Source organism: Brachyspira hyodysenteriae ATCC 27164 (assembly GCF_001676785.2).
GTDB lineage: Bacteria > Spirochaetota > Brachyspiria > Brachyspirales > Brachyspiraceae > Brachyspira > Brachyspira hyodysenteriae.
The window spans coordinates 680854-694148 of sequence record NZ_CP015910.2 but is presented as its reverse complement, the minus strand read 5'-3'; the positions used below and the strand labels follow the sequence as shown (position 1 = coordinate 694148).

Sequence of the window (13295 nt, the reverse complement as noted above, 5' to 3'; positions counted from 1 at the left end):
CGTATTTTTTTAAATCTTATTATTCTCGTAATATTCCTTAATCATATTAATAATTTTTTCATTACCAGTATCATAAGCATAATCTAAAGCAGTATTTGAATTACTATCTTCATTATCAATATTAGGATTATATTTAAGCAGAATGTCAATCATATCAATATTTTCTCTGATAATCGCAAACATCAAAGCATTTTTACCATCATTACTTATGATATTTATGTCAGCATCATTATCTAATAAAATACTAACTACATCTTCATAACCATTTATAACAGCCTGTATCAATGCTGTATAACCCATATTATTTTTATGATTAACATTAATATTAAGATTTAATATTTTTTTCACTATATCTGTACTTTTGGAAAAACAGGCTTCTATCAATACATTATTACCGTCATTATTTACTTGATTTATATTAGCTCCATTTTCTAATAAAATATTAAAAATATCATAATGTCCAGCAGCAGCAGCAGCCATTAGAGCACTATATCCAAAATTATTCACTATATTTACATCAGCATTATTTTCTATAAGCAAATAAACTATATCATAATGTCCATTAAATGAAGCAAGCATTAAAGGAGATATTTTATTGCTGTCTAATATATTAGCATCAATACCATTATCTAATAGTTTTTTTACACCTTCATAATTTCCATTCTCTGAATATATTAAAATTTTATCTTCGTCTTTATTAATATCATATTTATTAGCTGTTATATATTGTGAATATAAAATACTATTCAATATAATAAATATTAAAATTAAATACTTTTGCATAATAAAATCCATCACAAATTTACAAATATATATAACGGATTATATAGAATTATGTTAAATGTTTTATAATTGACAAAATACACATACATGGTATAATAAAAATATGAATACAGCTATATTTGAAATAATAATGTTTAGCCCAATACTAATCGCCATAAGTTTAATAATTTTATTATTCTTTATTCTTTTATATTATTTTATAAAAATAATAAATGTTTTTTTGATTAAATTATTTCATATAGACAAAAAACTAATGGATAAAATTCATATAATTTCATTTGTATCTATTAATACATTAATTAGTACTTATTTTCTCATTACTCTTTTATATAATATAAATACTTATGGAACAGATTTGAATACATTTATAGATAAAGATAATCAAGTATATCTCGGAAATATAATATTTACTTTTTCTTTAGTATTAGAAAATATAATTATTTCTATTATTTGTATTTTTTATAAAAATATAAATATATCTTTTAAATTATTTAGAAACGGTTTTTAAATAATCTGCTGCTTCTTTCTGCTCTTTACGAATAGCAAATTCTAAGGCTCTCTCTCCATCTTTATTTTTATGCTCTATATCTGCCCCATTCTCTATTAATAATTTCACTGTTTCTATATCGTTTATTCCAGCAGCAAACATTAAAGGAGTTACTAGTTTAAAATTTTTAACATTAACATCGGCACCAGCTTCAACTAATGCTTTTATTATATTATGCTCTTTCGTAAGTACTGCATAAAGCAATGCAGAAAATAATGGTCTATCCCTCAGATTAACATCAGCACCGCTGTCTATTAAATACTCAGCTATTTTTACTTGCTTTTCAGCACAGGCAAACATTAAAGCAGTTATTCCTGTTCTGCTCCTTGCATTTAAATTTGCCCCTTCCTCTACTAAAAGTTTGGCTATATCAAAATACCCTTTTTTAGCACAAATCATAAGCAATGTGAATTTAGACTCTTCGTCTCTGGCATCTGCTAAAGTGTTATCAGACTCCAAACATTTTTTCACATTATCTAAATCGTTATTTTTTACATACTCAACTATATCAGACATTTTGATAAAGCCCTTTTAATAAAATTATTGCCATTTATAAGATTCTACAAACATAGTAGATATTGATATGCATGCAACAGCCCAAATTAAAAAGAATATAACATTCTGTATATCTATCATACCTTTAGTAAAATCAGAAAAGTATGTAGTTATAGAAATAGCATTCAATATCTTGCTTGCCCCTGTAAACATTTCACTAAGCCAATTTATTATATAAGCGAATATTCCCATAGATACACCCAAAATAGCAGCTACTAACTGACTCTTAGATATGCTTGTTGCAATGAGTCCTAATCCAAGTATTGCTGTACCTAAAAGGAATAATCCTAAATATCCGCTAAATATTACTCCTATATCAGGCTTACCAAATACCATAAGAAGTATAGGATAAACAAAAGTCATAACTAGAAGTGAAGCATATACAACCAATACAGATAAATATTTACCTAAAACATACTGTAATGAAGTGATTGGTGCTGTCATTATAAGTTCAAAAGTTCCTGAAGCTCTTTCCTCTGCTATGAGCTTCATACAAAGAATAGAAAGGAATAATATTGTAAAAAATCCAATATTATACATAGTGTTTTCCATAACAGCCAATCTGCTATAATAAATTTCTATAGTAAAAAAGTATCCTGTCAAAGCCAGATATATAAATCCCAATATATAATATAATGGCGATACATAAAAAGATTGAATTTCTCTTGAAAATACAACATATATATTTCTCATTTATATTAACCTCTTATTAATTGTTTATTTATTTTTGTTATTCTTATTTATTTTCTTCAGTATTCAAAACACCAGCATCTCTGATATATTTAGATTTATCAAAATCTTCATTTTTCTTTTTATCAGTAAAGTAAATGAATACTTCTTCCAATGATCTTTCTTTAGCTCTTATCTCTAAAACATCAAAATTATTATTAACTAAATGCTTAACTATTGCCGCCCTTGAATCATTTCCTCTTTCACACTCTATAAGAATATCACCATAAGAATTAGCTTCTGCCTGTATAACACCATTAACTTCCCTAACGCATAAAAGAGCATCATTATATCTTCCAGCCACTTTAAGTTCTATATTACCGCCTAATATTTCTCTATCCATAGCCATTTTTAAGCCTTCAATAGTATCTTCAGCAATTAATTCTCCGCTGTCTATAATCAAAGCCCTTTCACAAGTATCTTCAACCTCGCTTAATATATGCGTAGAAAGTATAACAGTTCTAGTTCCGCCTAAACTTTTTATCAATGATCTTACTTCTATTAATTGATTAGGGTCCAAACCGCTTGTAGGTTCATCTAATATTAAAACTTCAGGATCATGTATTATTGCCTGAGCTATTCCTGTACGCTGTTTATAACCTTTTGATAAATGTCCTATTATTCTATTTCTATATTTTGTAAGTCCTGTTATTTCTATAGTATTTTCTAATGCAGTTTTTATATGTTTTCTTGGTATGCCTTTAAGTTTTGCACAGAATCTAAGATAATCTATAACTGTCATCTCAGTATATAATGAAACATTTTCAGGCATATATCCTATTCTTTTTTTAATCTCTATAGGATTATCATAAACCTCATAATCATCTAAATAAACATATCCGCTTGTAGCTGGCAAATAACCTGTAATTATACGCATCATAGTGCTTTTACCTGCTCCATTCGGTCCTAAAAATCCCACTATTTCACCTTTATTTATAGTGTAGGATACGCCTTTTAATGCTATATGTTCTCCATAATACTTAACTATATTATCAACTTTTATCATTAAAAATCCTTTAATATTTATTACAATAAAAGAATGCTGTATTATACAGCAAAACTCTAATTTATCAATATATTTGTTAATTATTATATTATCGCAAAATAATATTTTTTCAGTAATAAAAAAAATAACAATATAGATACTATTTCTAGGAATAAATTATTTTTTAATTTATTTTAAATAAATAAAAAAGCCTGCCTAAATTAGACAGACTTTTTTTATTCAAAATTAAATTAATGTTTTTATTTACTAATATTACTGAGCTGCAGTGTCAGTAGTAGTTGTAGTAGTATTATTTCCACCGCCTGTTGAAGGTTTGATGTTTTTGATAGCATCAACAGCAGCTTGTCTAACAACGATAAAATACTGATCATTTTGAGCTAAATCTATTAAATCGCTTAAAGCAGCCTGATCGCCTATTTTACCTAAAGCAACAGCAACTTCATAAACTATAGCTTGAGTTTTAGCTAATCTTAATTGGAAAAGTAAAGCAGCTACGCCTTTAACGCTTCCTATTTCACCTAATGCCTGAGCAGCAGCTATAATATTAGAAGTTTCCTGTTCAGAATATAACATTTGAGATATATATTCTACAGAAGTCTCAGATTTAGCAGCTTTAGCAGCCTGTAAAGCCTGATAACGAACCATAGAATCAGAATTCTGACTAGAAGGTGCATTCAAACCATAGCTTACATATCTGTTAATTGCTGCTAACAAATTTTCAGAACTAGCACCTTTTTCACTTAAAGCTTTGAAACACATAGCTTTAACTTGAGGACTGCCGCTTTCTATAGCAGATATTAAAAGTTTTTCATCTTGAGCAGCCAATGCATCCACAAAATTTTGAGCTAATTGTTCTCTTGGCTTATTGCCTGTAGTTCCTGTATCAGTAGTAGTTGTGGTAGTAGTATCTTGAGCAAAAACAGATGATAAAGAAAATGCAAACATTAATGTTACGATAAATATTTTCTTGAGCATTATACAACCCCTTAATATATTAACTTCCACTAATAATACTATTATTATTCAATAATTGCAAGCAAATTTAAGAAATTTATAAAAAAATAATCATATATAAAAATACTGTATTTTTCATATAATACAAAAAATAATAGCCAAGCATTAATTTTTAAATTAATTATAAATAAATTATTTTATCTATTGCAAAAAGATGTATGTGTTTTATAATATATAAGTAACATAATATATAAAAAAATAAAAATATGGATATTCCTATGAAAAAAATAATTAATGATGTAAATAACATAATATTAGAAGAATTACAAGGTATGCAAAAAGCATATTCTAATATTTTAAAAATAAATTATGATCCCATATATGTAACAAGAGTTAATAAAAATAGTAAAGTATCATTAATATCTGGAGGAGGTTCAGGACATGAACCTTTACATGCTGGATTCGTAGGATATGGAATGCTTGATGCTGCTTGTCCTGGTGAGATATTTACTTCGCCTACTCCTGATCAAATGGAAGAAGCAGCAAAATCAATAAATAATGACAAAGGTATTATATTTCTAGTAAAAAACTATACTGGCGATGTTATGAATTTTCAAATGGCAGAAGATTTATGTAAAGCTGAAGGTATAGACGTAAGAAGTATTATAATAGATGATGATGTATCTGTAAAAGACAGTTTATATACTACAGGAAGAAGAGGTGTAGGAGCAACTGTATTTTTTGAAAAGATATGCGGTGCTTCTGCTGAAAGAGGCGATGATATAAATAAAGTTTTAGAGTATGCTAACTATTGTAAGGAAAATGCACGCTCTATGGGTATGGCTCTAACTTCATGCACAGTACCTGCAGTTGGAAAACCTACATTTGATATATCTGATAATGAAATAGAAATGGGCATAGGAATACATGGAGAACCTGGAAGAGAAAGAATAAATATAAAAACATCTTCTGAAATAGCTGAAATGATGATGGAAGCTATATGTTCAGATATACCTTATAAAAACGGAGATGAGCTTATTTGTATGGTTAATGGTATGGGTGCTACTCCTTTGATGGAACTTTACATATTATATAATGATGTTGTTAAAATAACAGAAAAAAAAGGAATAAAAATAGTAAGAAACTTAATAGGTAATTATGTTACTTCTATAGATATGTCAGGTGCTTCTATTAGTTTAATGAAAGTTAATGATGATATATTAAAACTTTGGGATTATCCTGTATACACTGCAGCTCTAAGGTGGGGCATATAATATCATTTATAAAGGAGATATTTATGTATAATAATGCAAAAATAAAAGAATGGCTTATTAATCTATCTCTCGTGTACGATGAAAATAAAGATTATCTTACTAAATTGGATGCAGATATAGGAGATGCTGATCATGGAATAAATATAAGCAGAGGTTTTGGTTTTGTTAGAGATGATTTAAAAAATAATGATTCTCAAATATCAGCCATATTTAAACAAACAGCAACACTTCTCATAAAGAATGTAGGCGGGGCTTCAGGACCTTTATATGGTACTTTCTTTCTAAATGCAAGTATAGTTTCTGCAAATAAAGAAGAATTAACATTAAAAGATATAACAGAAATATTTAATAAAGGAATAAATGCTATATCTGCATTAGGAAAATCTAAAGAAGGCGAAAAAACTATGCTTGATACTCTCTTTCCAGCTTTAAATGCTATGAAAGAAAATAATGAAAGCATAGAAGATTTTAAAAGTAAAGTATTAATATCAGCAGAAAATGGAATGAAATCTACTATAGATATGATTGCTAAGAAAGGAAGAGCTAGTTATTTGGGAGAAAGAAGTGTAGGACATCAGGATCCTGGGGCTACTTCTTCATTTATGATGATAAAAGAATTAATAAATATTTTATAAAAAATTAGATTAAAAGGAATTAATGTGGTTAGTTTAATATTTGTTTCTCATAGTTATAAACTTGCTAAAATTACAGCAGAATATATAAAAGAAGTAACTAATACTAATGTAGAAATATCATTCTCCGGAGGATCTGGAGATGATCATAAAGAAATCGGTACAGATGCAGTTGATGTTTTTAATGCAATAGAAAGAGTATATTCAGATGATGGAGTTATAATATTTTGTGATTTAGGAAGTGCTTTAATAAGTTCTGAACTTGCAATATCTATGCTTGATGAAGATAAGGCTTTAAATGTTAGAATTACTTCAGCACCTTTTATAGAAGGAGGTATAAATGCCGCTATACAATCTTCATTAGGTAAAAATATAGATGAAGTTATTAATGAATCTCTTGAAAGTCTTACACCTAAAATATCTTATGTTAAGGATAAAGTTGATTATACTATAACTAATGAAGCATTAGATGATATAGAGTTTAAAGATTATGTAAAAGGGGAATATAAGATATTATTAGAAAATGGTTTTCATGCAAGACCTGTTTTTATGTTCATCAATTTAATAGCTAATTCTAAAAGTGAAGTATATATTTCTAATAAAACTAAACATAAGCCTCCTGTATCTGCTGATAGTATCACTAAAGTAACATTATTGAATATAGAATATGGAGATGTAATGGAAATATACGCTAAAGGACCTGATGCTGATCAAGTATTGGAAAGATTTGAATATTTAGTAAATGGAAAATTTGAAACTAAAAAGAAAATTCTTCAGCAAAAAAATATAGATGATAATGTTGTTGTAGTTTCTGACGGATGTGTAAGCGGAAGAGCAACTTATATGTATTTTGGTATCAATGTAAAAAAAGAATATATAAAAGATACTAAAGCTGAAAAAGATAAATTTAATGAAGCAATTGAAAATGTAAAAAAAGATCTTTTAGAACAAAAAAGTATCATAGAGGAAAAAAATCTCCAGAATAATGAATATCTAATATTTGAAACTTATATATCAATGTTATTTGATGATTATGTTTTAAAAGAAGTATATGATTTGATAGATAATAAAAAATATTCTGCTGCTTATTCATACAATAAAGTAATGAGAAATATATTTAAAAGCTTTGATTCTTTAGATGACGGATATATAAAAGAAAGAAAATATGATATAGAAGATATATTACATCAAGTATTAAAATATTTATTAGATATAAAAATAAATATGCCTGATGAAGATAATATAATATTAATGGTAGATAATATATATGCTTCTATTGTAACAGAAATAGGCCAGAACATAAAAGGTGTAATTTCTATTAATGGAAGTGCCGTATCCCATGCTGCTATACTTTTGAAATCATTAAATATACCTTATGTGATATTTGATTCTGCTATGCAGCTAAAAGGAAAGGATATAGTTATAGATACAAAAAATAAAGAAGGAAAAATTATTCATTTAAAAAAATGATAGCTTTTACTATAATAATTTTATATTGTTTTATAAACATATCATGGGTATATAAATTTATATAAAATTTGGAAAAGAAAATGAATTTCAACACCATCATCATAGTTGTAATAGTAGCCGTAGTAATATTATGGCCTATTATGAAAAAAATAACTAAAAATATCAAAATAGAAAGCTCAGAAAATATACATATAGCTTGCTTATATGGGGATCTTTCAAAAATTAAGAGATTAATAGCTTCCGGAGTCAATATTAATTCGAAAGATTTTAGTAATAAGACTCCTTTAATGTATGCAGCTGAAGACGGAGCTATAGAAACTATTGATTATCTAATAAAAAATGGCGCCAATATAAATGATATCGACGTGAGAGGAGATACTGCTTTAATAATAGCTGTAAAAAACAATAATATAAAAGCTACTCAAATGCTTATAGAAAATGGTGCCGATTTAAGAATAAAAAACGAAGATTATAAAGATGCACTCAATATAGCCAAAGATCTTGGATGTAAAGAAATTGCTGAATTTATAGAAAATAAAAGAGAAGATATATAATAAATATCTTCTCTAATATTAATTTTTTATTTATTAATTATTATTATTGCTCCTTGTTATGTTTGTAGATCCGCATATTGGGCAATGTGATACTGAATCTTCAATTATATCATCGATTTGAGAAATATCATCATCTTCTGATATATTAATTTCTTTATCGTCTACTGCCCAAAAATTAGAACAATCTTTGCAGTAGAAATGTATTAAATATTCTCTATAGGTTGGATAATTACCTTCTATTTTTCTATATCCATCTATAATGTTATGAGCCATATTTCCTCCTATTTACTGTATCTGAAAAAAATTTAATATTTTTTTACAAAAAGTCAATATTTTTTTTGTAAATTATTTTTAATAAATAGTTTTTTATATAAAAATTTATAATTAAAAGTAATATAAAATTACTAAAATATAATATTAATAACAAAATTGTAAAAAAAACAACATAGTTTATATAATAATATTTTACATAAAAAAAATATATAAGTTTTAATTAATACTAAAGTATTCCAATAAAAAGGAGAAACGTATGAAAAAAAATTTAAAACTATTTATCTCTATAGTATCTTTGGTGATGCTTTCAAACTTAATTTTAACAGCAGAGGATATGCCTATACAAGCTAATCAATTACCTCAAAATGCACAAAATTTTGTTAAAACTAACTTTCCAAACGATCAAATAGTTTATGCTGAACAGGACAGACAATCATACAAAGTAGAATTAGCAAGCGGTATAGAAATTGATTTTGACAGAACAGGAAATTGGACTGATGTATCCGGAAATGACAGACCTATACCTACTCAATTTATACCTAGTAATATATTAAATGCTGTAAAAGCTAAATATCCTCAGATTGAAGTTCTAGATATAAGCAAAGAATATAATAGCTATAAATTAAAATTAGCAAATAATAGAGAAGTTTATGTATCTAATAACGGACAAATAACAGGTGATAAATTAGACTGATAATAATAAAATATATTAAAAAGCCGGTATATTTTCATATGCCGGCTTTTTTATTTGTAAAAAATTCTAAAAAAATGCAAAAATTATTTACTTTTTATTTACTTTTTTACTATTTAAGTAAATTTTTTTGAAAAATATTGTAAAATAACTTGACAATTACTATTTTATTTATTATCATATAAGTATAACAAAAAACAAAAAGGAGTTATCTTATGAGAAAACATTTAAAACAAGTTATTTTAATCGCATCTATAATGATGTTATCTGCGGCTAGTATTTTTGCTGCTGACATGGCAATACAGGCTAATCAGCTTCCAAAAAAAGCACAGGATTTTGTAAAAGCTAATTTTGCAAATGATCAAATAGTATATGCTGAACAAGACAGACAATCATACAAAGTGGAATTAGCAAGCGGTGTAGAAATTGATTTTGATAAAGCAGGAGATTGGACTGATGTATCTGGAAACAACAAACCATTACCTACAAATTTTATTCCTGCTGCAATAATGAAAACTGTAGAAGGTAAATATCCTCAAGTTCCTGTACTAGAAATAAGTAAAGAGTATTTAAGCTATAAATTAAAATTAGGAAATAATAGAGAAGTTTATGTTGATAACAATGGTAAAATCGTAGGAGATAAATTAGACTAATAACAAAGTAAAATAAAAAATAAGGGATGGCAATTATTTGTCAGCCCTTATTTTATAATAAATTTAATTATCTATACATTTATAAAAATATTTCTTTCCTCTGAATAAATCTTCAGATAATATTCTTTGAGCATTATTAAGCTTATATGATAAACTATTTCTATCTATTTCTACTCTAACTATTTTACCATTATCATTTGTATAAAAAGAATTATAAAATCTTATAATGCCATCTGTATTATCCTTATACATTAAAGATATTACAGAATTTGTATAATTAGCTTTTGTATTTGCAGCAATAAACATAGGTATATTTTCAGGAGGAAATCCATTCTCTTCAAATTTATAATATCCATTAGTGCCATTCCATATCAATATAGGTGAAATATCATAAGAATAAAAGAAATCTTCTTTTATTGAATCATCTATATTTGAATTATGTATTATTGTTTTTAAATAAGGATACAAGTGATCATGTTTAAATATTATAAGTGCATCAGGATATTTTTCCAAAATAACATTTTTTGTATCTATTATATCTTTTGCAGATAATGCTGAATTTTCCATAGTTTCAACTAATACAGGTATATCTCTTTTATCTATTTTTTCCATAAACCTTTTATTATTTTCATAAACCTCCAAATCATTTTCCACATGACTTCCAGCATGTCCCATAAATGTAAATCCCGTTACAAATACAGGCTCATCAAAATCATTAGTCTTTATATAATTCTTTATATTTGTAAGTCCCAAATTAAATATAACTTCATCTATACCTATATTAGGAAATAAAGCATCAAGGTAATATGTTACATCTGATTCCTCTAAAGCTATAGTATGATAACCATTTTCTTTCATCAAATAAGGTAAAGTTGTATATATAGGTGTTTTTTGCTTTTTAGGAAATATAGGCGAAGTTCCTGTAAGTCCTGAAGTTCTAGCAAATAAACTTCCATATCCGTCATTAGGACCTACTTTAGAAGAATTACTTGCCCATTCTCTATATTCTTTAGGAAAAGGATCTTTATCCAATAAAGGCAGAAAATGTTCATAATCATAAAAAGATTCTAAAAATATTAAAAACACATCTCTTTTTTTATCAGTATCATAAGAAAGTATTAAATGTGATATATCTCTTTTACTTTCTGCCTCTTTTAGTATATTAATAGCCTCTTTAACACTTTCTATATCAGCATTTACCTTCATAAACTTATCATAAGATATTCTGTAGCTTATAGTATTAATAATACCATATTTATTAGCTATACTAATATAATCAACATATATAGAATCCATTTTTATATTTCTAAAAAAAGATATATAAGTTACTGCAGCTACTATCAAAGTCATTATAACAGCTTTTTTAATATTTATTTTATACATTTTTATCAATCTATATATAAAGTACAAAGCATAAGCAAATAAAAGCCCAAAATACAAAGTCGTAGCAGATATTGTTATGATTTTCATATATAGCGGAAGTACTTCTATAAGAGAAGGATATAAATCCGGCATATCAGTAAAAAATAATGGCTTGGCTTCTATAGTAATTCCCAACGGCTCTATAGCAAAAAAAGAGAATACAGCAACTATTATAAAAAAGTAAGAAATATATTTATTTTTGTCAGATAGTATATACGATATTATTGAAAATAAATAAATATACAATATATCAATAATGCTGAAATTCATTTTCATTACTGAAAACATCGGAAATAAAAATTGAGTTATAATACAATACAATAAAGTTATTAATAATAAAGAAATCAAATAAAAACTATTATTTTTTAATTTTATATTTTTCATATATAATTCCATAAAAACTAAAATATTAACTAATTATTATATAATATATATTTTTTTATACAATTATTTTTTATTTAATAAAAGATATAATATGAATACTATCAGTTATAAAAACGTATACTAATTAATTTCTTTCTTTTCCAATATAGAATGAATCTTTTTTTGAATAACTTTTATATAGATTCATTATCTGAAGAGTCAATGCTATTTCTATACAGTTTTCATCTACATCAAATAATCCATTATGTGCTTTATGTGTTATTCCTTTCTTTTCATTTTTGGCACCTATATAAAAAAATGCTCCTGGTTTATTCTGAATAAAAAAAGAAAAATCTTCAGCACCCAAAGAAGGATTTAATTCTAATACTTTATTTTCTCCCAATAAATCTAAAGCATTCTCTCTTACAATATTTGATGCATCTTTCCAATTTACAAGAGATGCAAAATAAACAGTTTCTATAAACTCAGCATCTCCGTCAAAAGAATTAGATACAAACTTTATAATCTTTTTTATTCTTGATTTTACTTTCTCCATAATACTTTCTTTTAAAGCCCTTATGGTTCCTGTAATTTCAACATAATCACATATTATATTTGTAGCAGTTCCTCCGTTAATAGTACCTATAGTAATAACCGCACTATCCTCTGCAGCTATATTTCTGCTTATTACAGTTTGTAAATCATTTATTATTTTTGAAGCAATAACTATAGCGTCCACTCCGCCTGAAGGATTAGCTCCATGACTGCTTTTTCCATAAACTTTTATTATAAAATCTAAGCAGCTTGCATTAACTATATTATCATTTATCTGTATATATCCGATATCAGCATTAGATGCAACATGAAGACCGTATATAACATTAACATTTTCCAAGGCATTATCTTTTATCATACGCAAAGCACCGCCTGTAGTTTCTTCTGCAGGCTGAAATATCAATCGTACATTGCATGGAGGAATAATTTTTTCTTTATTGTCATTATTATTTGAAAATATATTTGCTATCCCCATATTAACAGCAGTATGCACATCATGTCCGCATGCATGACAAATGCCTTTATTTTTAGAAGCATAGTCACAATATTTTAAATCCTCTATAGGAAGTGCATCAATATCTGCCCTAAAAGCAACTGTAAAACTTTTATCAATGCCTTCAATATCTGCTATAATACCTGTACCTGCAACTTTTGTTCTATGCTTTATATTATGAAATGTTAAATATTTAGATACTATATCCATAGTTCTAAACTCTTCATTTGATAATTCAGGATGAGAATGTATATCTCTCCTTATATTTATTAATTCTTCTTTTATACTTTTTATTTTCTTTTTTATAAAATCTAATTCTTCCATAATATATAAATAACCAT

The 13295-nt window shown here is 26.3% G+C and carries 14 protein-coding genes; 6 read left to right on the top strand and 8 right to left on the bottom strand.

What is annotated here, in order from left to right; all coding sequences use genetic code 11:
- Window positions 1-9 precede the first annotated feature (9 nt).
- From BHYOB78_RS03195 to BHYOB78_RS03170, 5 genes are all read right to left on the bottom strand, one after another.
- Entirely contained in the window at window positions 10-783 is a 774-nt protein-coding gene (locus BHYOB78_RS03195) for an ankyrin repeat domain-containing protein (protein WP_020064213.1), read from the bottom strand.
- Window positions 784-1270: 487 nt separating this feature from the next.
- The gene (locus BHYOB78_RS03185; protein ID WP_012671931.1) at window positions 1271-1846 is read right to left on the bottom strand and encodes an ankyrin repeat domain-containing protein; all 576 of its coding nucleotides are present in this window, start codon (window positions 1844-1846) and stop codon (window positions 1271-1273) included.
- 24 nt (window positions 1847-1870) lie between these two features.
- Window positions 1871-2578, bottom strand: a complete 708-nt coding sequence (locus BHYOB78_RS03180) for an ABC transporter permease (protein WP_008732202.1) — start codon at window positions 2576-2578, stop codon at window positions 1871-1873.
- Between the two features lie 43 nt (window positions 2579-2621).
- Window positions 2622-3620 (bottom strand): ABC transporter ATP-binding protein, encoded by a 999-nt coding sequence (locus BHYOB78_RS03175; protein WP_020064215.1) that lies wholly within the window; start codon window positions 3618-3620, stop codon window positions 2622-2624.
- A 252-nt stretch (window positions 3621-3872) separates the two neighbouring features.
- The gene (locus BHYOB78_RS03170; RefSeq protein WP_020064216.1) at window positions 3873-4595 is read right to left on the bottom strand and encodes a HEAT repeat domain-containing protein; all 723 of its coding nucleotides are present in this window, start codon (window positions 4593-4595) and stop codon (window positions 3873-3875) included.
- Window positions 4596-4852: 257 nt separating this feature from the next.
- Between BHYOB78_RS03170 and dhaK the strand changes: the two genes are divergently transcribed.
- The 4 genes from dhaK to BHYOB78_RS03150 all read left to right on the top strand — a co-directional run bounded on the left by dhaK (window position 4853) and on the right by BHYOB78_RS03150 (window position 8504).
- The gene (dhaK, locus tag BHYOB78_RS03165; RefSeq protein ID WP_020064217.1) at window positions 4853-5848 is read left to right on the top strand and encodes a dihydroxyacetone kinase subunit DhaK; all 996 of its coding nucleotides are present in this window, start codon (window positions 4853-4855) and stop codon (window positions 5846-5848) included.
- A 23-nt stretch (window positions 5849-5871) separates the two neighbouring features.
- Window positions 5872-6483 (top strand): dihydroxyacetone kinase subunit DhaL, encoded by a 612-nt coding sequence (gene dhaL, locus BHYOB78_RS03160; RefSeq protein ID WP_020064218.1) that lies wholly within the window; start codon window positions 5872-5874, stop codon window positions 6481-6483.
- 24 nt (window positions 6484-6507) lie between these two features.
- On the top strand, window positions 6508-7950 hold the full coding sequence (gene dhaM, locus BHYOB78_RS03155) for a dihydroxyacetone kinase phosphoryl donor subunit DhaM (RefSeq protein WP_020064219.1): 1443 nt from the start codon (window positions 6508-6510) through the stop codon (window positions 7948-7950).
- An 80-nt stretch (window positions 7951-8030) separates the two neighbouring features.
- Window positions 8031-8504 (top strand): ankyrin repeat domain-containing protein, encoded by a 474-nt coding sequence (locus tag BHYOB78_RS03150; protein ID WP_020064220.1) that lies wholly within the window; start codon window positions 8031-8033, stop codon window positions 8502-8504.
- Between the two features lie 33 nt (window positions 8505-8537).
- Here the strand turns inward: BHYOB78_RS03150 and BHYOB78_RS03145 are convergent, their stop codons facing one another.
- Window positions 8538-8777 (bottom strand): hypothetical protein, encoded by a 240-nt coding sequence (locus tag BHYOB78_RS03145; protein ID WP_012671924.1) that lies wholly within the window; start codon window positions 8775-8777, stop codon window positions 8538-8540.
- Between the two features lie 256 nt (window positions 8778-9033).
- Between BHYOB78_RS03145 and BHYOB78_RS03140 the strand changes: the two genes are divergently transcribed.
- A complete protein-coding gene (locus BHYOB78_RS03140; protein ID WP_020064221.1) occupies window positions 9034-9471 on the top strand; it encodes a PepSY-like domain-containing protein in 438 nt (145 codons plus the stop codon).
- A gap of 212 nt (window positions 9472-9683) precedes the next feature.
- Window positions 9684-10121, top strand: a complete 438-nt coding sequence (locus BHYOB78_RS03135; RefSeq protein ID WP_020064222.1) for a PepSY-like domain-containing protein — start codon at window positions 9684-9686, stop codon at window positions 10119-10121.
- 63 nt (window positions 10122-10184) lie between these two features.
- Here BHYOB78_RS03135 and BHYOB78_RS03130 read toward each other — a convergent pair whose 3' ends face one another.
- Window positions 10185-11939: an LTA synthase family protein gene (locus BHYOB78_RS03130; protein ID WP_020064223.1), complete on the bottom strand. Its 1755-nt coding sequence runs from the start codon at window positions 11937-11939 to the stop codon at window positions 10185-10187.
- 112 nt (window positions 11940-12051) lie between these two features.
- Window positions 12052-13278: a M20 metallopeptidase family protein gene (locus BHYOB78_RS03125; RefSeq protein WP_020064224.1), complete on the bottom strand. Its 1227-nt coding sequence runs from the start codon at window positions 13276-13278 to the stop codon at window positions 12052-12054.
- Window positions 13279-13295: the final 17 nt, after the last annotated feature.

Coding starts and splice junctions, on each gene's coding strand:
- BHYOB78_RS03130 (WP_020064223.1), bottom strand. CDS start 11,939: ATGGAATTATATATGAAAAATATAAAATTAAAAAATAATAGTTTTTAT.
- BHYOB78_RS03170 (WP_020064216.1), bottom strand. CDS start 4,595: ATGCTCAAGAAAATATTTATCGTAACATTAATGTTTGCATTTTCTTTA.
- BHYOB78_RS03195 (WP_020064213.1), bottom strand. CDS start 783: ATGCAAAAGTATTTAATTTTAATATTTATTATATTGAATAGTATTTTA.
- BHYOB78_RS03185 (WP_012671931.1), bottom strand. CDS start 1,846: ATGTCTGATATAGTTGAGTATGTAAAAAATAACGATTTAGATAATGTG.
- BHYOB78_RS03180 (WP_008732202.1), bottom strand. CDS start 2,578: ATGAGAAATATATATGTTGTATTTTCAAGAGAAATTCAATCTTTTTAT.
- BHYOB78_RS03150 (WP_020064220.1), top strand. CDS start 8,031: ATGAATTTCAACACCATCATCATAGTTGTAATAGTAGCCGTAGTAATA.
- BHYOB78_RS03175 (WP_020064215.1), bottom strand. CDS start 3,620: ATGATAAAAGTTGATAATATAGTTAAGTATTATGGAGAACATATAGCA.
- dhaL (WP_020064218.1), top strand. CDS start 5,872: ATGTATAATAATGCAAAAATAAAAGAATGGCTTATTAATCTATCTCTC.
- BHYOB78_RS03125 (WP_020064224.1), bottom strand. CDS start 13,278: ATGGAAGAATTAGATTTTATAAAAAAGAAAATAAAAAGTATAAAAGAA.
- dhaK (WP_020064217.1), top strand. CDS start 4,853: ATGAAAAAAATAATTAATGATGTAAATAACATAATATTAGAAGAATTA.
- BHYOB78_RS03145 (WP_012671924.1), bottom strand. CDS start 8,777: ATGGCTCATAACATTATAGATGGATATAGAAAAATAGAAGGTAATTAT.
- BHYOB78_RS03135 (WP_020064222.1), top strand. CDS start 9,684: ATGAGAAAACATTTAAAACAAGTTATTTTAATCGCATCTATAATGATG.
- BHYOB78_RS03140 (WP_020064221.1), top strand. CDS start 9,034: ATGAAAAAAAATTTAAAACTATTTATCTCTATAGTATCTTTGGTGATG.